The sequence below is a fragment of the Paenibacillus sp. P13VS genome (assembly GCF_015143645.1).
GTDB lineage: Bacteria > Bacillota > Bacilli > Paenibacillales > Paenibacillaceae > Paenibacillus > Paenibacillus xylanilyticus_A.
This window is the reverse complement of record NZ_WYEV01000002.1, coordinates 370,854-391,470: the sequence shown is the minus strand read 5'-3', so window position 1 is coordinate 391,470 and position 20,617 is coordinate 370,854. Positions and strand designations below refer to the sequence as shown.

The following is a 20,617-nucleotide window of genomic DNA, read 5'->3' as shown; positions in this document are numbered from 1 at the left end:
TTGAAAACACTCGGTGATTCGTACTTCCTGGGATTAACTGAGCAGTATAGCCCCTTCCCGGCAGGGGAGGGGTTTTACGTTTCATTTGCAGGCTTCAATGTGTGAAGGGGATATGTAAGGCATTAAAGAAGGGAAGTGAAGGAATGAATGCACTGCGCAGTCGTCGTTTTATCATGCTGGGGCTTGCTCCGGCAGTCATCATATATGCATTGTTTGTATTTGTTCCGGTTGTATGGTCAGCCTATTACGGCTTCTTCAACTGGTCCGGCATCGGGGAGTCCAAATATATCGGTCTGAATAACTATGTGGAGATCTGGCATGACCCGGTATTCTGGCGGGCACTAAAAAATAACGTCATTTTTGTACTGGCCTCCGTGTTCGGTCAGATTCCGTTAGCGCTGATGCTCGCGGTCATTTTACACAAAAGCAATCCGCTGCAGCGTTTCCTGCGCTCTGCTGTCTTCCTGCCCATGGTCTTGTCTACCGTCGTTATCGGCATGATCTGGCAGTATATCTATCATCCGCAGATCGGGATCCTGAACTTCCTGCTGGATGCGCTCAGCCTGGAGAGTTGGAAACTGCAATGGCTTTCTGACGACAAAATTGCCATCTTCTCTCTCGTACCGCCACTACTGTGGAGCTTCGTTGGTTTGTACCTTATTATTTTCATCTCTGCACTGCAAAACATTCCTGGTGAAATTCATGATGCTGCCAAAATTGACGGCGCTTCGGGCATCCGTAAGCTGGTATCGATCTCACTGCCCATGATCTGGGGAACCGTGCAGGTTGCGATCATTCTGTGTATTTCGGGCAGTCTGAAATCGTTTGATCTGGTGTACATCATGACCAAAGGTGGTCCGGCTCATGCAACCGAGCTGCTCGCTACGTATATGTATAATTCGACCTTTACAACCTACCGTTACGGTTTCGGTAGTGCAATCTCGACAACCATCGTATTGATCTCCTTGCTGCTTATCGGAACAAGCCAGTGGGTGACCAGTCGCAAAAGAAAAGAGAATTAGAAGAGAGGGGGAACTGTAATGAGTACGACACCTGTAACGATGCCATCACCAGGAAGAGCTTCAGGCCATCCGGTTCGCCGGCTGCGCAGCGGAATTGTTTGGACGCTGCTGACGGTGTATGGTATTTTAACATTGTATCCGTTTTACTGGCTTGTGATTAGTGCGTTCAAAACGAATGAAGATTTCTACAGCAGGCCATTTGGTTTGCCGGCCCAATGGAATGTAGCTAATTTCACCAATGCATGGGAAAGCTCCAGATTGGGTACGGCATTTGGCAACTCACTCGTGGTATCATTGGGATCATTGATTTTGACTTTATTTATTGCAGCTCTAGCCTCATTCATACTGGCACGATTCCAGTTTCGCTGGAAAGGGCTGGTCATGACCTTTTTCGTTGTAGGCATGCTGATTCCCATTCATAGCACACTGGTGCCTTTGTTCATTCTGATGAAGCAGATGTCTCTATTAAATACGTATTGGGCATTAATCCTGCCGTATACGGCCTTTGCACTGCCAACGGCCATCTTTGTACTGACGGCATATCTGACAAGTGTACCACGTGACATTGAAGAGGCGGCGTTTATCGATGGAACAGGTCTGTGGGGACTGTTTACCCGGATCATGCTGCCGATGTCAGTGCCTGCCTTGTCCACGGTTACCATTCTGAGTTTTTTGCATGCTTGGAATGACTTTTCGTTTGCACTTGTATTCATTAACAAGACAGGATTGAAAACGTTACCGCTGGCGATTGCAAATTTTGCGGACGGATACCAGACGGATTATGGATTAACACTGGCCGCCATGACACTGTCGGTTATTCCGACCATAATACTATATCTTGTTTTTCAGGAACAGGTTATGAAAGGCATGACGGCTGGAGCGGTTAAGGGGTAAACGAAGGCGCATCCAGAGGAGGAAAAGCATTGGGAAGCTGGCTCACATCATCGCTGCAGAGGAAGCTCTCGGTTGTCGTAACTGCCTCCATGATCGTGCCGCTGCTTGCGCTGGGTCTGTTCGCATTTCTGATCTCTTCCCGCATTACCGAGCAGAAAACGAAGCTGTCCGGTATGGACACGCTGAAACAGGTGGAAGCCAATCTTCGCTACATGCTGCAGGACGCGGAGAATATATCCATTTTCCTGATTGGAGAGCGCGATATTCAACAGTATCTGAGCAGAAATGAAGATCATGAACTGGACCGCGTGGATATTGTCGGCAGGATGACCAATCTGGCGGCATCTAAAAAATATATTGCGAATATAGCGATATATCCGGATCGGTTTGATGCTGTTCTGACAACGGCTACCTGGTATGAACCGGGTACTTCCGATCCGCCAGCTCCTGCTGGCGATGCGGTAAAAATGTGGACCGGCGTCTACCCGGTTCGCAACTATGCAGGCATACAAAATGTGATCACGTTGGTGCGTCCCATCCGCAGTATTCATGATTATCGACCTATCGGATGGCTCGCGATCAGCCTGGATGAAAAGGCTATTTCCAAAGACTGGGCTGCGCTCGGACTTGGCAGAGGTGAAGGGCGTCTAGAGCTGGTCGGACAATCCGGAGAGATCCTGTCCTCCATGGATAAATCCCGGCTTGGGCTGACGCTGGAGCAGGTCGAACCTGAATTGCAGACGCTGATTCGGCAGAGTGAGAGCGGGACGACTACGTATGGCAGTGGAGAAAACAAACGAACGCTGCTCTATTACCCGGAACAGCTGACTGGATGGACGTTGACTGGAACTGTTCCTTACGACCAATACAAGTCGGAGAATGGTTATATTCTGATTCTTACGGCTGTAGCCGTGGTCACTTCTGCTGTAATCTGTGCAGGGCTGGTCTGGTTCACCGTCCGCCGCGTGACAAGGCCGCTCCGTGTGCTTACCAGGCATCTGTCCCGAATTGACCCGGATCGGCCGCTGCCCTTGTTTCGATCGGAGAGTGATGATGAGATCGGAAGACTGGGAGAGAGCTACAATCTGCTCGGTGCACATATCGAGAGCCTGAAGGAAGAGGTTATACAAGGTGAAGCCCGCAAGAAAGAAGCTGATCTGAGGGCACTTCAGGCACAGATCAATCCCCACTTTCTGTACAATACCCTTTCGTCCATTCACTGGATTGCCCTGATGTCAAAAGAGAGCCGAATTGCGGATATGGTCGAAGGTTTAAGTGATTTCCTGCGCATCAGCCTGAATAACGGCAAGGATTTCTGTCCTGTTGGGCAGGAGATTGCCCATATTCAGCATTATGTACGGGTGCAGTCCATCCGCTTCCCTGATAAATTTTCGGTGCACTATATTGTGGATCCTGCACTGGAGCAGCGGATGATGCTGAAGCTTCTACTGCAGCCGCTCGTTGAGAATGCCATGGTACATGGTATTCAGCCCAAGAATGGTCCAGGAACGATAACCATCATGATTCGTCAGGATCAGGATGAAGCACGGATGAACGTATTGGTGCTGGATGATGGTGTCGGCATGGAGCAGGAGAGGCTGGAACAGCTGAAGGAAAGACTGCCGGAAGTGAATCCCGCTGCTGGTGGCTACGGGATCCACAACGTTAATGAGAGATTGCTGCTCCATTATGGGGCAGCTTCTCAACTTGAAATAGACAGCCGTGTCGGTGGAGGGACCCGTATTTCATTTTCCATACCCTTTCTGGAGGAATCGCCATGAGACTACTGATTGTCGATGATGAAGTGATCATTCGCACCGGACTTGCCAGTGTTATTGCCTGGGGCGAGCTGGGGATTGATCTCCTTACACCAGCAGCCTCGGCTGAAGAAGCGTTGTCCCGGTTGGCTGAGGAGCGTCCGCACATTCTGATGACTGATATCCGCATGACAGGCAAGACAGGGCTTGAACTTGCAAATGAAGGACTGCAATTGCTGCCTGAGATGGAAGTCATTATTTTGTCAGGCTACGATGACTTCTCTTATGCACAGCAGGCGATTCGGCAGGGTGTGACGGATTATCTGTTAAAGACAAGCAAACCGGAAGAGATCATCAAAACGGTTCTTCAGGCCAAGCAAAGAGTTATGGACCGCTGGACAGAAAAGTCCAAGGAAGGGCGCCTTTTGCAGGAGAATAAACAGCGATTGTTTGAACGGTGGGTTATCGAAGGTGATGTGATTACAGGTTCGTGTCCAGCATTTTTGAAGCCGGGCGCGGCGGAGTCTGCTGGTGTAACATTGGACGGCCGTCAGGTCTATCAGCAGGTTGTATTTGTTATTCGTGCGCAAGGATGGAGTCGCTCTTCTGCAGCACTTCTGAGATTTGCCGTGCAAAATATGCTGGAGGATATGCTGCCTGGTGCAGCCGCTCATATTCACAAGGAACAGATTATTGGGGTAATGCAGGTAACGAGCAGGCAGCAGGAATTACTGAACACACTGGGAACGGTAGTTAATCATATGGAGCAGCTTCTGAAATGTACGCTGCGTGCAGCTGTAGGGCATCCGGTTTGTGGCGAGGTATACCTTCACGAAAGCTATTTAACAGCATCTCAAGCGTATCAATATATGAGTCTGCTTGACGATAAAATTTGGAGCATCGAGCATGTAAAACACCGCAAGGGTGGTAAAACATTACTTACGCATGAAGAGGAAACCGTGCTGGGGACCCTATTGCTCGATAATGACCCTGTCGCGCTCACCACATGGACACGGGAGCTTGTAAAAGAACTCATGTTAGACCCGGAAGTAACACCAGAATCGTTCAATGCCTGTTTGCATTCTGCGGTCATTGCAGGACAACGCTGGCTGGTTCGAACGATGCGTGCAATAGGAAGAGAAGAGCCTGTACGATATGATCCATGGGTGCCGGAATCTGATGCAGATGCTGCGGACCTTCAGGATATGCTGTTTCACCATTTATATGGTCTGATGCATACATATTACAGTCAAATGGGCCAAGGGCAGGCTTCACATGTGCAAAAGGCCATTGCCTACATGGAATCCGGATTGGCACAAGAAATCAGTCTACAGCAGGTGGCTGGTCAAATCCATTTGCACCCTGGACATCTCAGCGAACTTTTCAAGAAAGAGACAGGTACAACGTTTGGGGATTTTGTAACGAATATGCGTATTCGGCGGGCGATGGAGATGCTGGCAGTCTCTCCTGCAAAAGTCAGTGAAGTGGCTGCCATGAGTGGGTATGAAGACGTAAAATACTTTAGCAGGCTGTTCAAAAAACATACAGGCAAGACCCCGAGTGAATTTCGCGAAGAGGCGTATGCATTCAAGCCTTCGGGAAGTTAGCAGACATGAATGGTTGTACTTGTTTCTGCAAACGTTTTCGATCATGTGGAATGATTCAGGGATCTGGGGAGCGAGGCATATGATGAAGAAGAGTGATTCAATTCAGGATCTGTCAGGTCAATGGAAGATCCAGCATTTTGAAGCCTTGGAAAAACGGACGATGGACATTGCAGCTGCTGCACTGGATGACCGTTTCTGGATCGGGGCCGAAGTGCCAGGGGATGTTCATTCGGCCTTGGTGGCGAGGAGCATAATTGATCCGCCATACTACGGGCATAACGATGCCAAGAGCCGCTGGATTGAGCAAAAGGAATGGTGGTATCGTACCAACTTTAACCTGGTGAAGGCGGAAGAGGATCAGGAACATTTTGAGCTTGTCTTCGAAGGTTTGGATACGTTTGCAACCGTCTATGTGAACGGACATGAGGTGGGGAAAACAGCCAATATGCTCATGTCCCATACCTTCGATGTTACGACACTGGTCCACCATGGGTGGAACGCCATTGCAGTTCGATTCGATCCGCTGTCTCTGCACAACCGGGACAAAGAGACATTCGACTGGTCATCCTATACGAAGGAACGGCCATGGCTGCGCAAGGCAGCGATGAATTTCGGCTGGGACTGGGGACCGCGCATGGTTACTGTCGGCATCTGGGGTGAAGTCTGGTTGAAGAGACACAAGATAGCGAAGCTGGATAGTGTGTATGCCCGGACCAAGTCTGTCAGCCAAGAACAGGCGGTTATTGACGTTACGGCAAAAGTGAAATCGGTGATGTCCTTCCGCAGCAGACAGCAGCTGAAGCAAGCTGTGGTCACGACATGTGATGTTCGCTTGTTGGATGCTGGCTGTGAGGAAGTGACTCAAGCTGCTGCGCTGACTGTCCAAGATGGACAGGCGGATACAACACTGGCTGTGCCTTCACCGCGATTGTGGTGGACGCATGATCTGGGTGAACCGTACATGTATACACTGGAGGTAGTCTTATACGCAGATGGAATTGAAGTAGACCGTTATCGCGAGCCCTATGGGATAAGAACCATTGAACTTGCCCTCCATAATGAACAGGGAGAAGACGCATTTGCTTTTATACTGAACGGAATCAAAATGTATGCCAAGGGGGCCAACTGGATACCCGCTGATCATCTAATTGGTGCTATTCCCGACTCGAGATATCGGGAGCTCATTGAGCTGACCGTCGAAGGAAACATGAATATGCTGCGAGTGTGGGCAGGCGGCATCTATGAGAAGAATGTCTTTTATGATGAGTGTGATCGGCTAGGGGTGTTGGTGTGGCAGGATTTTGCTTTTGCCAATGCATTATTTCCTGACTTTAATCAAGATTTTATGGAGAATGTCAGATGCGAAGTTGAAAATAATGTGATCAGGCTGCGGAACCGGGCATCCCTTGCCCTCTGGTGCGGCAATAACGAGATTGACTGGCTTTATGATATGAAGTCTGCCAGCGGAGACATCACGAGTCCATTCTATGGGGAGCTGATCTATCATGAGCTGATTCCTGAGGCTCTGGAACGTCTGGATCCGTCCCGTCCGTATTGGCCGTCTTCACCGTTTGGAGACAAGGATGGCAATGATGCCAATGATCCGGATGTTGGTGACCGTCACAACTGGCAGGTTTGGCATGGTTCTGTTTATCCAAGAAAACACGGTGAACCACCGCTGCTTGACTACAGTATTGAGGGCGTAACATTTAAAAATTTTAAAAAGGATTATGCCTTGTTCAGCAGTGAATTCGGCATGCATGCTTCGGCCAACCGTTATACGCTGGAGAAAAATATGCCTGAAGGGCAGTTCTACTGGGGAAGTCCGGAGATGGCCTATCGCAACAAGGATACCAATCACCAAAAGGGCATTCTTCTGATGGAAGGCTACACGGGCATTCCACAAACGATTGAAGAATATATGAATTATTCGATGCTGACTCAAGCGGAAGGCTTGCGGTACGGAATCGAACATTTCCGGAGGATCAATCACCGGAACAGTGGTGCGCTTGTGTGGCAGCTGAACGACAGCTGGCCGGGAACGAGCTGGTCTATGATTGATTATGAGCTGCTGCCTAAGGCATCCTTTTATTATGGGAAGACCTTCTTCCATCCGGTTCTACTGTCTCTTGAGCATGAACCAGGCGATCCGCTTGCACTATGGGTCGTGAACGATAAACTTGAGGGGTTACAGGGCCATCTTCGAATTAATGTATATCAGCTAAATGGGGAGAAAGTTTACTCGGATACACTGCAGGTGGAGGTTGAAGCCCAATCCTCTTCCAAGGTTGGAGTATTAAGTGAAGCAGCAGTGCTGCAGGGCAGACGTGCCGAAGAAGTCATGATTGAACTTGTATCGGAAGGATTTGCTGCGCCGCTTAACCGATATTTCCTGCGTGATCCGAAGGACATCGCGCTGCCGTTGTCTCAGCTGAGTGTGCATGTGAATGAGGAGGAGCAGTCTGTTACCGTTACAGCCAGCGGTGCCATCGCAAGAATGGTTAAACTGGAGCTTCCGCTGGGACGTGTGCGGTTCAGTGACAACTATTTCGACCTGCTTCCAGGAGAGAGCCGAACGGTGTATTTGCGCCATCCAGAGATGGAGTCGCTGCCCCTGAATGAGCTTCGTGTAAGTGCAATGAACGGTCGCGAAATATAACTGCAAAATGAAGCAAAACATGCCGATGGGCTCTGAACAGAAGCCACCCGGCATGTTTGATTTGAATTAAATGCTATTGATTATATGAACGGTTGCTAGCGCAGGGATTCGTAACGCTGTTGGAAGGAGGATTCCATCTCCAGCTGGCGAGCAAGCTGTTGTTTCACTTTGCTGCTCCGAATCACCTGAAGCTGCTTCAATAGTTCTATCGATTGAGATTGATCAGAGGCCATCCGAATGATGATCTCGGCAAGTGCATCGGCATCTTCCAGCGCTGCATTAAGCCCAAAGGCTCCTGTAGGTGTCATGGTATGAGCCGCATCGCCAAGCAGAACCACATTATCTTGAGTCCATGACTCGCTGTAACTGCTCTCTACGGATAACAGTACAAAATCGCTCCAGGTCTGAATATGTGCAGCGACCGATTCCGCGAGACACGGGAAGGCTTGCACGAGTTTCTCCACAAAAGGGGCAAAGGGCTGCTCACGCAGCTTGGAGAAGGAACCCTGCGGGATATTCCAGCCAATCTGTACATACCCGCCGTATTGGGAGAACAGCGCCAGCTGCTGACCGTTCATGCTCGCCATACGAACGGCTGGTTCCCAGCCTGCAGGCGCGGGAATTCGGGCCCATAACAGATCGTACCCATGCTTGCGTATATCCGGGGTGAGGCCAGCGTATTTTCGTACAGCAGAATATCTCCCGTCCGCTCCGACAATAATGGCTGCTTCTATAGAAGCAGGAACACCATTTTGCCGAACATTGATGCCTACTGTGTTTCCTGTCTTATCTCTAAGCAGTCCGGTCATCACCGTATTAAATAATACCTTCTCGTGATTGTGCGGTAGCGCCTGTGATTGTGAAACAATATAATCCAGCAGGTGATCCTGTGGTACGTGGATGCCCACATGCGATTCTCCCTCACCAGGGTACACCGTGTGGATAATCTGTCCGTTCTCCCAGTATTGAATCTGCTCCAAGGCCATGGCTCCAAGCTGTGCTACACCTGAATAGAGTCCATGCTTGCTCAGTACAGCTTCACCGTCCTGGTTAAGCAGTTCACCGCGAAATGATTTGTGCAGATGAGGCTGACGCTCAATTAGTGCTGTCGATATTCCTTGGCGGTTCAACAAGTAAGACAGGAGGGCCCCGCCTGGTCCGGCTCCAACAATACAGACATCTACTTGTAATGGATTATTGTCATTCATATATAAAATTCCCTTGCTATGTTATTATATTACTTTCTGATAACAAATTTATAAAAATTATTAAGTAACTAAAAGTAACTTTAAGATACTAGTTATTATAAACAAACACGCTTCAATTTTGCAATAGGCAGTTGTGACTTTGCTTCGAAGTTGACTCAAGCCTGCGCTGTTTTCTCGCTTCTTGAAGGGAGGGCAGGCTTGAGAAATAGAAGGAAAAATACATCCGCCCGAATGAAACACGGTCTAGGTGATCAGACGATTGGTGATTCGGGCGACACGTTCTCCAAGGGCTTTGCCAAGAGCAATTCCTTGATCGCTCAACAGAACATCACTATCCACTGGGCAGGTAACTCCAACGCCATAATAAGAACCATATAAGGCGTTGTCAGCAAAGTTTCCTGGCAGCCCGGCTATAATCATTCCCTGATGCAGCATGGGGGTCAGCAGATGAAGTAATGCTGATTCAAGCCCTCCGTGTTCTGTGGCAATCGTACAGAATACAGCACCTACTTTATCCACGAGTTTCCCTTGAGCCCATAGGTAACCCAGCTTGTCGATCCATTTTTTCAGACCGGAGCTGATGGAACCGAAATGACCTGGACATCCCCAGATAATGGCATCCATTTCCACCAGTTTGTATACATCTGCTTCCTCGGTGGAGTGCAGATGAACAGTGGCCCCGTGCACACTGGCAGCACCGGCTGCAATCGCCTCAGCCAGCGCCTGTGTATGACCGCCCTCGCTATCGAAAACAATATAAATATTCAAGCTTCATGACCTCCTCAAAATGCATCATTTATCATGCTATGAGGTAGCTTGTCACATGTATCGCAAAAATAAGCATGAACTTTACAAACTACAAAGGATTCATGGAACAATCGGATTTTTCACAAACAAAAAAGTACAAATATGTTACAATGTTAGGAAGGTTATGATGAAAGGCAGGAGGAACGTTTATGAGCCTGGATACGGAGCAAAACTCTCAATTGGCAAACATTGATCAATTGTTGGAGGCCTTCTTCAGATATAAAAATAAGGTATTGGACCAGCAGCAGAAAACAGAAACAAACTGCAAACTGAATCCGACTAAGAGTCATATATTGGGCATGCTTTTAAGGGAACAGCGCTGTATGGCTGTCGATGTGGCAAGGCAGCTCAGCTTATCATCCGGCGCTACGACCATTGTATTGAATCAGCTGGAGAGTGAAGGGTTGATTCAGCGGGTACGCAGTGAAGAGGATCGAAGAATCGTGTGGTTATCCCTGACGGAAGATGGAGAGCAGCTGGCCAAATCCCTGACTGCAAACCGTGGACGTATGACATGGGAACTGTTACAAGCGCTTACGGAAGAAGAACAGCAGCAGATGATAGGCATGCTTAAGAAAATCGAACTGAAGCTGCTCGAAAAAATGAAGGTTTTGGAGCAAACTCATCGTTAAAATGGCACTGAAGCGTCAGTCTTCAAGGTTCGCCCCGGGTTGGGACGAATGTTGAAGGCTGACGTTTTTTCATGTTTTAAGCTGACTATTACAGATGGAATCGTTCAATATGGTCCAGTAGGCCAATCTCCATCAGAATTTCTTTTTGCTTCTGTCCAAGCAGGTCAAAATGCGGAAAAGGCTGACGTCGATGAATATAGCGCGGATCAAGACCATGTTCCAGACACCATTGTTCAAGGCATTCCAGATTCGAGCAGCCTACCTTGGTTACGCTTGTAATGCCCGGGAAACGTGGGTCTATCCAAAAATGAGTGAGATAAGCAAGCTCGCCGCGTGATACACGGTCTTTCCATTCTGACAGCTCCTGCCGATTAATTCCAAATGCCATAGATATTAAGTTCCTTTCCAAACGGGTATTGTCCTGAGCATATTGTAACATCTTATAAACAAATCCAAACTGAATTATTACTCTGAGCTACTTGTCTTCACTATCGGGGTAATGGATATGACAACATTTTTATAACAAAAACGGATATATGTTAAAATAAGACTACTCCAATTGGATTTATTACTTCATTTAGAGAAAGGGATTACCATCATGGAATTGTTTATTGCGGTACTTGTATTGCTGGTACTCATCGGTTTATCAAACATCCTGAACCGGTTTGTACCTTTCATCCCGGTTCCGCTCATTCAGATTGTCCTCGGGGTAGCCATTGCGCTTCTTCCTGCAGGGGTACATCTGCCATTGAATCCGGAACTGTTTTTTGTGCTCTTTATCGCGCCATTGTTATACAACGATGGCAAACGAACACCAAGGCATGAACTGTGGAATTTAAGGGCTCCCATTCTGCTGCTGGCACTCGGTTTGGTTTTTGTTACCGTCGTTGTGGCTGGCTATGCCATTCACTGGCTGATTCCCACTATTCCGCTGCCTGCCGCTTTTGCTCTTGCGGCCATTCTGTCCCCGACTGATGCGGTCGCCGTTGGCGCCATGGCAGGGCGTGTACATCTGCCCAAAAGCATACATAGACTACTCGAAGGCGAAGCTTTGATGAATGATGCATCCGGCCTGGTTGCATTTAAATTTGCCATAGCAGCAACCGTTACAGGCGTTTTCTCATTGGCGGAGGCCTCATTCAGCTTTCTTATCATTGCCATTGGTGGTCTGCTGGTAGGTGCGCTATTATCCTTTCTGCTCATTCGGCTCGGTGTATGGATCAGGCGTTTGGGTATGGAGGACGTTACCGTGCATATGCTGCTGCAGATCCTTACGCCATTCGTTATTTATCTGGTGAGTGAAGAAATTGGCGTCTCAGGCATTTTGGCCGTTGTGGCGGGAGGGATTATCCATGCCATTGAACGTGACCGAACGGAATCGGTTCAGTTGAAGATGCAGGTGGTCTCTGCAAGCACATGGTCCGTTATTCTATTTATTTTGAATGGCTTGGTGTTTGTCATTCTGGGTGTCCAGATTCCGGATGTGCTGAATACAATCTTCAAGAATGTAACCTTTAACAATTTTCAAGTGCTGGGGTATGTCGGATTAATATCCGTGTTATTGTTACTGCTTCGTTTTGTCTGGATCTATTTGTTCTGGCAAGGGAATGAATGGTTCCGCAAGAAGTCCCCGATTGGAAAACCAAGGTTAAAAGAGATGACCATCATCTCCCTGTCGGGTGTGAGAGGCGCGGTAACCCTCGCGGGTGCATTCTCCATCCCGTATGTGCTTCAGGACGGATCGCCTTTCCCGGAACGGGATTTGATCATATTCCTGGCAGCCGGAGTTATTCTGTTTACGTTAATCGCAGCAAGCGTGTTTCTGCCCGTACTCGCCAAGAATGATGAAAAGGCTGCTGATGGCTCTCAGCAAACGACAGAACGAAAGGCACAGGACATCATGCTTAATGCGGCCATTCGGGCAGTCAAGTCCGAGATGACCGACGAGAACAAAGCCGCTGCACTTGCTGTAGTCTCTGATTTATCGAAATACATCAGGCAGGCTGCAGGACAGATGACGGCCGGCAAACGCAAGGACATCATGAAGCAGGAAACGGCCATTAACCTGATTGGCACGCGTGCGGAGCGCAAGGAAATTGAAAGTATGATGGATGAGAACGTCATTGCATCCGAAGCGGCGTTTAAATGTAACAGCTGGCTGGACCGTAAGGAAATGATGCTGGCTAACCGCACCAATACGCAGATGATGTTCTCCATTAGTGAGATCGGACGCGTGCTCGGTCATCTGTTTACGAATCGCTCGGAGAAGCCCGAGCAGCCGTTCATGTTAGAAAATGCAGATCAATTTCGTCAGGTTAAGCTTCGTACTTCGGAAGCGGCTATCAAAGCCATACGGGCACATATGAACGACGGCAATCGGCCTGTGGCTCTGTTCGTGATTGCCAAGTATGAGCGGGTAATCGCCAGACTCAGAAGCTGGAATCAGGGGAGAACCGAAGATCCATTCAATCAGGAGAAGCTTGAGCTGCAAATGGTAGCCATTCAAGAGCAGCGTAACACGGTTCAACAGCTATATGAGAATGGTGAGATCAATCGAGACGTGGCTGCGAAGCTCCGCCGATTTATCAATGATGTTGAAGCGACCGTACTGAAAAATAGCTAACCCGATAAATCCGATATTTTAAATGCGAATACGACTCTGATATAATGGGTTCATCGCAGGAAGAACTGCTACGATAACCATGAAGCCAACGCTCAGGAAAAGGAGATGGATGAATTATGGCACAAAAGCAGACTCGCTTGGGGAAAACCGATTTGCTCGTTAACCCCGTTGGACTCGGGGCAAACGCAGTAGGGGGACATAATATCTACCCGGATATGCTGAACGATGAAACAGGCAAGGAAGTGGTTCGTACAGCGCTGAAACAAGGCATTAACTTTGTGGATACGGCTTTCATCTATGGACCTGAACATTCAGAGCGTTTAATTGGAGAGGTACTTAAGGAAACGGGGCAGCGTCAACAAACCATTATCGCCACCAAGGCAGCTCACAAATTTGTGGATGGCAGCGTGGTGATTGATAACTCTCCTGCTTTTCTGAAAGATTCTGTGGATGAAGCCTTGAAACGTCTTCAGACGGATTACATCGACTTGTTTTATATCCATTTTCCCGACGAGCAGACACCGAAGGATGAAGCTGTAGGTGCATTAAAACAACTGAAAGACGATGGCAAAATCCGCGCGATCGGTGTATCCAACTTCTCCGTCGAACAGCTGCGAGAAGCGAACCGGGATGGTTATGTGGATGTGCTGCAATCCGAATACAATCTGTTCAAACGAGAGGCTGAGAAAGAACTGCTTCCGTACACGGCAGAGCATGAAATTTCTTTTGTTCCATACTTTCCGCTGGCAGCCGGACTGCTGGGTGGTAAATATAATCGGGATACGACATTCCAGGATGGACGGGCCAAAAATCCGCTGTTCACGGGTGAAAACTTTATCCGCAATCTGGACAAAGTGGAACAGCTCCGCAGCATTGCTGAATCCAAAAATGCCGAGGTTGCACATCTTGTGCTGGCCTGGTACCTGACTCAGCCTTCGATTGATGCACTCATTCCAGGGGCGAAGAAACCGGAGCAGGTCATCAACAATCTGAAAACCTTGGATGTAACGTTGTCTGCCGAGGAGATCGCAGTGATTGACCAGATTTTCCGTTAAATAGTTCCGGCATTTCGGGAAATGCTAACAGGGAGTTTACGTTTGACGATAAAGAGAGGACTTAAACATGAACCTGAAGGCAGCCCGAACGATCGGATTGTTCACCCTGATTCTCATGCTAGGCACCAGTTCTGCCTATGCGAAGCCGGTGCAGAAGAATCGTCAATATTACGAGGAACGAGGAGAGATTGTCTGGGAGGTCCCTACCCATGACAAGCTCATTGCGTTGACCTTCGATGATGGTCCTGACCCGGTACAGACCCCGCAGATTCTGGCTCTGCTTAAGCAGTACCAAGCGAAAGGCACTTTTTTCGTACTGGGTAAATGGGCGGAAAAGTATCCTGAGCTGGTCATGCAGGAACAGCATGAAGGACATGAAGTGGCCAATCATACTTATGCACACACTTATGCGGTTAAATCCACTGCTAAGGACAAGTTTACGCAGGATATGGTGGCTGCCGAGCAATCCATTATGGATGCTGGTGTCCCACGTCCGCTGCTGTTCCGTCCACCAGGGGGATTTTACAATGACATGGTCATTGATGTTGCCAAACAAAAAGGTTATACCATTGTATTATGGTCCTGGCATCAGGACACACGGGACTGGGCTTCCCCTGGGGTAGCAGCCATTACGAACAAGGTATTGAAAAACGCGCGCAATGGGGATATCGTGCTGTTCCACGACAAGGTGGAAGGAAGGAATCAGACCGTTGCTGCGCTCAAAACAATTCTTCCCAAGCTTCAGCAAGAGGGATACCGCTTCGTCACCGTCTCAGAACTGCTTGCAGTGAAGGCAAAAGAAGCAGCGAAGGATGGCGTTTCCTTTAAATAGCGCTCCTAATACAATTTTAAAAGCCGCCGGTTTCTCTTAGGAGAGACCGGCGGCTTTTGTTAAGTTTCGGAATAAGATTATTGTTCTGTCTTCACCGCACGAGGGCGGGCTCTTGCCCGCCGCAGAAACAGCGACAGGAGTAAACCAATAATGGAAATCCAGGTGGCAACAATAAAGGCATCGTTAATGCCTTCAATCGTCGAGGTTTGAACTGCGATACCGTACAGCTGCTGTAACGCCAGTGTAGAACCCTGTTCAGCTGGCACGCCTGCTATGGCAGCCATCTGCGACCCCAGGAGCCCGACTTGTTCAGTCAGGGGCACATTGGTTGTCGTGACCGTATTGCTGTAGTCAGCCAAATGAATGCCTGAACGTGTAGCCATAACGGTAATTAGCAGAGCTGTTCCAATCGAGCCTGCTACCTGCCTTATTGTGTTGGACATGGCTGTACCGTGACTGGTCAGATGAGGAGGTAACTGGTTTAGGCCCTCGGTCTGCACGGACATCATCAGCATGGACATGCCGAAGCTCCGAAGAGTATACAGCATCATAATGTGGCCATAAGGTGTTTCCCCGGTCAATTTGCTGAATTCATAGGTAGAGAATGCCGTGATCAGCAGGCCTACAATGGCTAGTGGGCGGGAGCCGATCCGGTCGAATAGCGCTCCTGATATGGGTGACATCACCCCCATGAGCAGTGCACCTGGCAGCAGCAAGAGACCCGATTGCAGAGGGGAGAATCCTCTTATATTTTGTAGATAGATGGGTAACAGAAGCATCCCCCCGAAAAGTGCCATGTTGATGGTGGCACTGACCAGTGTGGAGATGGTGAAAATATCGTATTTAAACACACGAAATTCCAGCAGGGGATGTTTCATTGCTGTTTCCCTGAGAACAAAGAACGTGATGAACAGAATACCGATGATCAAGGTTAACAGCACAACGGCACTGCTCCATCCCTTGTCACCGGCAGAGCTGAAGCCATACAGCAGAAATCCGAATCCGATCGTAGAAAAGAGCGCACCATATGCATCGAATTTGGGAGAACTGAGCTTGGACACATTTCGCAGCCAGAGAAAAGCAAACAGGATATCGAGCAAAGCCAGCGGGATAACCATGTAGAACAGAATGCGCCAGGTGTAGTGCTCCACGATCCAGCCTGACAAGGTAGGACCAATAGCTGGAGCAAACATCATGGCGATCCCCATGGTTCCCATCGCTGTTCCCCGTTTTTCGGGTGGAAATACGGTTAAAAAGACGTTCATGACCAGCGGCATGATAATGCCGGCACCACTGGCCTGTACGATACGCCCAATCAGCATGACTGTAAATCCCGGACTGATTGCGCAGATAGCAGAGCCAACGGTGAACAGCAGCATCGCTGTGGTGAACAGTTTACGGGTCCCGAATGACTCAATCAGATAGGCTGTTATGGGGATGAGAACCCCATTCACGAGCAAATAGGCAGTCGATAGCCATTGCACGGTTGTTGCCGAGACGTTGAAATCATTCATCAGATGGGGGATCGCCACATTAAGCAGAGTCTGATTCAGAATGGCGATAAAGGCGCCGAGCAGCAGGACGGCAATGGTTCTTCCGAGCGGCAATTGATTATCCATCGGCAGCCCTTTATATATGAACGCGCACAGTGGCGCTCATGCCTGGGACAACACCCAGACCTTTGTAACCCTCAATCGTAATAGTAATCGGGATAACCTGCGTAACTTTGGTGTAATTGGCATTGGTATTGGACGACGGCAGCAGGGAAAAAGAGGAAGCCGTAGCAAGCCCAATCTGATCTACTTTGCCTGTTAGTGTGGTATCTGGAAATGCATCGATGTATACGTCAACGATTTGTCCGCTTTTGATTTTGTCGATGACGGTTTCTTCCACATTAGCGGTCACATACAAGTTATTAAAATCATAGGCTCTAGCCAGTGGATTACCTGCAGAAACCAATGAGTTCTCCACTGCGGTCGCCTGGACAACGGTGCCGGCAACAGGCATGGTAATGGGAGTTGATTTACCGCCTGCAGAGACAGTCCCGATCGTATCCCCTTGATTGTACGAGGTACCTACTTTGCCTTTCCACGTTTGGAGTTCACCGCTTACGGTGGAAGCAATAGAGATGGGTTGACCCGAGACTAACGCATTATCCGTTTTCACATAGCTGGTGGATTGGTTGTAGTAGTATATGCCTGCGGCACCTGCCCCCAAAATCACCAGAATGACAATGATATTGATCAATATGGCACGAGAGTTCATGTGGATCATTCCTCCTAATATGTTCTTCTGCTGACAATCCTGTTTGGAGCATTCCCGGTACTCTGCTGCTCTATACGAAACAACATGAAATATAATTCGCAGATTGGGGAACCAATATATTGATAAGTTGCCACAGGCGATGACAAGGAGGATGCTCAGATGTTGATTATATTGGCCGTAATTGTTTTACTTGGGGTTATTTTTCTCATGATCTTTAACTCAAGATCGACACGCAGAGCTGCAGAAGCCAGGGCTGCCCAATCCGCGGAGACAGAACGAGAGCCTGTCCTTCTGCAGGGGGACGATCAGGTAGAGGAACAATTGCTCGATTCTTCAGACCCGGTGGTTTATACGAACCCGGATGGACTAACAGAGACGGAAACGGAATTGCGGGAAAACAAGATGGAAGTGAGCCACCAAGCCAGGCAGCAGGAGACTCAAACAAAAGGAAATGATAGTGAGTACCGTCAGGCTCTGCTTCAGTTTCGCAAACCACCTGAACCCCAAGAGGAACCAGTCGAGTCCACCTCTAATGAAGTTGAAAAGAGTGCGGATGAGGTCTACCGGTCCGCTCTGCGGGACATGAAGAGCAAATCCTCCCCTCCCAATTCAGATCCGAAATAAGGCTGCTGCACGTTTCCATGCAGCGGGCATGGCTTTTGTTTTAAATCCAAAAGATTTACAATAGATGAAGCTTTGCTCTAACATAGCTGAATGGATTGACGTTGCAAAAGAGGAAGGAGAGGATTGAATAATGAACGGACAACAACGAGTGAACATTAAACCTGGTCTGGAAGTGGATATCGTACTGAAGCAAGATCAGCCTACAGGTAAACTGACAAGGGGAATCGTCAAGGATTTGCTGACCAAATCACCCACGCATCCCCATGGCATCAAGGTTCGTCTGACAAGTGGGCAAGTTGGTCGTGTAAAACAGGTGATTACAGGAGCGGCGGAATGATTCGGCTGCCTCAGAATTCATGAAGACAACTGCTGAGGTTTTGGCACATCTGGCATCCGGGAATGAACGGCAGCGGGATGCTCACCGGGTGCTTCTTCAGAGTGGTTTGTTCTCCATTTTGGAGGCATATAATCCTTATCCGGCAGGAACCGTACCCATTGATATAGACATTCCTGGCAGTGATCTTGATATATTGTGTGAAGTTCCCGATCTGAACTCGTTCGAGAGGGTAGTGACTCAGCATTTTAGCGGAATGGAGCATTTTTCGTGTAAACACGGAACGGGGCTAGGTATGGATATCCCTAGTGCCTACATGACTTGTACTTTTCAGATTGAGGGCTGGCCATTGGAGATTTACGCCCAGTCGTTGCCGATCAATAAACAAAATGCCTACCTTCATATGTTAGTCGAATGGGAGCTGCTGCAGCTCTGGGGTGCCGAAGGTCACGCCGAAATACGCAGACTGAAATGGGCTGGGTTGAAGACAGAGCCAGCCTTTGCCGCAGTGCTGGGGTTACAGGGTGACCCTTATGTGGAGCTGCTGCATCTAGCCCATTGGAGCAGGCACGAGCTATGGCTCTGGGCCAGGCAGCGTACTTCTTTTCAAAATACGTAAAAAGATTGCACTAATTATAGTAAGAAGATGGCGACGATCGTCGTGACCGTTAAACCAAGCAGTACCGGCTTCAGGTTGCGACGCGCCAGTTCAAATGGACTGACTCCGCAGATGGCAGCAGCTGGAATTAAAGCCCAAGGGATTAAGGTACCACCGCCAACCCAGATGGCTGCAACCTGACCGAGTGCTGTTAATACGGGGGCTGAATCTGCTGTGCCGGCAAACATCGAAGCGATGGACCCCACCAGGGATATCCCTGAAAACCCCGAACCATCCATTCCTGTAACGGCTCCAATCAAGGTCATTGTGATCGCACCTACCGTATCATTCAAGGGAACCAGCCCCGCAAGAGCAACACCAAGATCATTGACTATCCCGTGTGATCCATCGGGTAGAGGGTTACTAAACAATTCAGTGATGGCTGCATCTCCCAGATAAAAGAAAGCTGCGATCGGGATAACGGGACCGAATACCTTGAAGCCGAACTGAAAGCCTTCAATTAAATAATTCGTTGTCTCTTCAGGGCCTTCATGCCGATGTGCTGCGAGAGTAACCGTGATAAGGATAAGTACGGCGGTGCCTCCGATTAAGGCTGTAGCGTCCCCGCCCTGAAGCTTAAGAACAAACATCAGAATCACATCCACTGCGAATAACAATGGAATAAGTATGGCGAATGCCTTTTGTAGTCGTATCGGTATCGCTTGACGTTGTTGTACAGGTACAACCCCTGACCCAGGTAAGGTTTCGGAAGGAGAAGAAGCCCCAATTAGAGGTTCACCTGGGATAGGAGAACGCATCTGAGTGCCGACGCCACTTTTCATCTCATTTCGTAACATCCAAAAGGCCGTCAGTGTGGATACTGCACCCATCACGAGGACGAGCGGTATGCTTGCGGTCATGACGGAAGTAACCGGAAGGCCAGCTGCATCTGCTGTCAGTTTGGGAGCGCCTTGAATGATATAGTCTCCCGAGAGGGCGATCCCATGTCCGAACAGATTCATTGCGATAGCAGCTCCAATGGGTGGAAGTCCTACACGAACGGCGACGGGAAGCAAAACTGCCCCGACCAATGCTACCGCGGGCGAAGGCCAAAAAAACAGGGAGACCGTCATCATGATGAGCCCAATTCCCCAATAGGCCACCTGCGGAGAACGAATAAACCGGGTTAGTGGAGCAACCATGACTTCATTAATACCTGTGCGAATCAGTACCCGGCTCATGGCGACAATGATCGAGATGATAAAGATCGTGCTGAGCAGCTCTTTGGCTGCATATACAAAACTATTAAAGATTCCTGACACCGCACCGCTTAACGTCTCTGTTGCCAGTAATCCAATCGTCATAATCCCGGCAACACAGATAATCATCGTATCCCGGCGCCGTATCATGACAGCCACAATGAGCACGATAAAAGCCAGATATACATAATGTAACGGTACCAATTGAATATTCACACCGCATACCTCCTTCCACCTTAGTCCTAAGGCGTGATATATCGTATGCATGTCAAGACCGGGCGTTCATGGAGAAGAGGAGGGCAGAAAGGCTTTATTTTTTGTGTAAAAATGTGTGCGTGTGACAACCAGCAGGAATTTTTTTGCAAATGGAGAATTGGTTAGACGGTACATATCGAATGAACGACGTGATTAGGTCACCAGAGCTGACAGAGAAAAGTCACT

18 protein-coding genes are annotated in these 20,617 nt (G+C 48.7%); 12 read left to right on the top strand and 6 right to left on the bottom strand.

The features are described 5' to 3' along the window. The first annotated feature begins 143 nt into the window (after positions 1 to 143). From GUA98_RS02870 to GUA98_RS02850, 5 genes are all read left to right on the top strand, one after another. Positions 144 to 1,022, top strand: coding sequence for a carbohydrate ABC transporter permease (locus GUA98_RS02870; RefSeq protein WP_193722005.1), 879 nt, complete (start codon positions 144 to 146; stop codon positions 1,020 to 1,022). A gap of 39 nt (positions 1,023 to 1,061) precedes the next feature. Further along, positions 1,062 to 1,916: a carbohydrate ABC transporter permease gene (locus GUA98_RS02865; protein ID WP_227779400.1), complete on the top strand. Its 855-nt coding sequence runs from the start codon at positions 1,062 to 1,064 to the stop codon at positions 1,914 to 1,916. A gap of 29 nt (positions 1,917 to 1,945) precedes the next feature. Then, complete coding sequence (locus GUA98_RS02860; RefSeq protein WP_193722004.1) at positions 1,946 to 3,697, top strand: sensor histidine kinase; 1,752 nt, start codon at positions 1,946 to 1,948, stop codon at positions 3,695 to 3,697. Next, positions 3,694 to 5,280, top strand: coding sequence for a helix-turn-helix domain-containing protein (locus GUA98_RS02855; protein WP_193722003.1), 1,587 nt, complete (start codon positions 3,694 to 3,696; stop codon positions 5,278 to 5,280). Before GUA98_RS02860 ends, GUA98_RS02855 begins: the two co-directional genes overlap by 4 nt. 82 nt (positions 5,281 to 5,362) lie before the next feature. Further along, positions 5,363 to 7,939, top strand: coding sequence for a beta-mannosidase (locus GUA98_RS02850; RefSeq protein WP_415752992.1), 2,577 nt, complete (start codon positions 5,363 to 5,365; stop codon positions 7,937 to 7,939). A gap of 95 nt (positions 7,940 to 8,034) precedes the next feature. Here GUA98_RS02850 and GUA98_RS02845 read toward each other — a convergent pair whose 3' ends face one another. Both GUA98_RS02845 and GUA98_RS02840 read right to left on the bottom strand, forming a co-directional pair. After that, the gene (locus GUA98_RS02845; RefSeq protein ID WP_193722001.1) at positions 8,035 to 9,147 is read right to left on the bottom strand and encodes an FAD-dependent monooxygenase; all 1,113 of its coding nucleotides are present in this window, start codon (positions 9,145 to 9,147) and stop codon (positions 8,035 to 8,037) included. A 243-nt stretch (positions 9,148 to 9,390) separates the two neighbouring features. Continuing rightward, positions 9,391 to 9,915 carry an NAD(P)H-dependent oxidoreductase gene (locus tag GUA98_RS02840; protein WP_193722000.1) on the bottom strand — a complete coding sequence of 175 codons (525 nt, stop codon included), beginning with the start codon at positions 9,913 to 9,915 and terminating at the stop codon, positions 9,391 to 9,393. Between the two features lie 188 nt (positions 9,916 to 10,103). On the opposite strand from GUA98_RS02840, the gene GUA98_RS02835 reads away from it, so the two are divergent. Beyond that, positions 10,104 to 10,586 (top strand): MarR family winged helix-turn-helix transcriptional regulator, encoded by a 483-nt coding sequence (locus tag GUA98_RS02835; protein WP_095358788.1) that lies wholly within the window; start codon positions 10,104 to 10,106, stop codon positions 10,584 to 10,586. 88 nt (positions 10,587 to 10,674) lie between these two features. Here GUA98_RS02835 and GUA98_RS02830 read toward each other — a convergent pair whose 3' ends face one another. Beyond that, entirely contained in the window at positions 10,675 to 10,974 is a 300-nt protein-coding gene (locus GUA98_RS02830) for a hypothetical protein (protein ID WP_193721999.1), read from the bottom strand. Positions 10,975 to 11,184: 210 nt separating this feature from the next. On the opposite strand from GUA98_RS02830, the gene GUA98_RS02825 reads away from it, so the two are divergent. The 3 genes from GUA98_RS02825 to GUA98_RS02815 all read left to right on the top strand — a co-directional run bounded on the left by GUA98_RS02825 (position 11,185) and on the right by GUA98_RS02815 (position 15,096). Further along, the gene (locus GUA98_RS02825) at positions 11,185 to 13,209 is read left to right on the top strand and encodes a Na+/H+ antiporter (RefSeq protein WP_193721998.1); all 2,025 of its coding nucleotides are present in this window, start codon (positions 11,185 to 11,187) and stop codon (positions 13,207 to 13,209) included. 116 nt (positions 13,210 to 13,325) lie between these two features. Further along, positions 13,326 to 14,264: an aldo/keto reductase gene (locus GUA98_RS02820; protein WP_193721997.1), complete on the top strand. Its 939-nt coding sequence runs from the start codon at positions 13,326 to 13,328 to the stop codon at positions 14,262 to 14,264. Between the two features lie 67 nt (positions 14,265 to 14,331). Next, entirely contained in the window at positions 14,332 to 15,096 is a 765-nt protein-coding gene (locus GUA98_RS02815) for a polysaccharide deacetylase family protein (protein WP_193721996.1), read from the top strand. A gap of 77 nt (positions 15,097 to 15,173) precedes the next feature. On the opposite strand, the gene GUA98_RS02810 is transcribed toward GUA98_RS02815, so the two are convergent. After that, the gene (locus GUA98_RS02810) at positions 15,174 to 16,715 is read right to left on the bottom strand and encodes a DHA2 family efflux MFS transporter permease subunit (protein WP_193721995.1); all 1,542 of its coding nucleotides are present in this window, start codon (positions 16,713 to 16,715) and stop codon (positions 15,174 to 15,176) included. Positions 16,716 to 16,725: 10 nt separating this feature from the next. Next, positions 16,726 to 17,361, bottom strand: coding sequence for an efflux RND transporter periplasmic adaptor subunit (locus GUA98_RS02805; protein WP_193721994.1), 636 nt, complete (start codon positions 17,359 to 17,361; stop codon positions 16,726 to 16,728). 159 nt (positions 17,362 to 17,520) lie between these two features. On the opposite strand from GUA98_RS02805, the gene GUA98_RS02800 reads away from it, so the two are divergent. The 3 genes from GUA98_RS02800 (at position 17,521) to GUA98_RS02790 (ending at position 18,938) form a co-directional block, all read left to right on the top strand. Further along, positions 17,521 to 17,985, top strand: a complete 465-nt coding sequence (locus GUA98_RS02800) for a hypothetical protein (RefSeq protein ID WP_193721993.1) — start codon at positions 17,521 to 17,523, stop codon at positions 17,983 to 17,985. Between the two features lie 130 nt (positions 17,986 to 18,115). After that, positions 18,116 to 18,322, top strand: coding sequence for a YwbE family protein (locus GUA98_RS02795; RefSeq protein WP_095287993.1), 207 nt, complete (start codon positions 18,116 to 18,118; stop codon positions 18,320 to 18,322). Between the two features lie 19 nt (positions 18,323 to 18,341). Next, positions 18,342 to 18,938 carry a DUF4269 domain-containing protein gene (locus GUA98_RS02790; protein ID WP_193721992.1) on the top strand — a complete coding sequence of 199 codons (597 nt, stop codon included), beginning with the start codon at positions 18,342 to 18,344 and terminating at the stop codon, positions 18,936 to 18,938. A 14-nt stretch (positions 18,939 to 18,952) separates the two neighbouring features. Here the strand turns inward: GUA98_RS02790 and GUA98_RS02785 are convergent, their stop codons facing one another. Further along, a complete protein-coding gene (locus tag GUA98_RS02785) occupies positions 18,953 to 20,326 on the bottom strand; it encodes a hypothetical protein (protein ID WP_415752991.1) in 1,374 nt (457 codons plus the stop codon). Positions 20,327 to 20,617 lie beyond the last annotated feature (291 nt).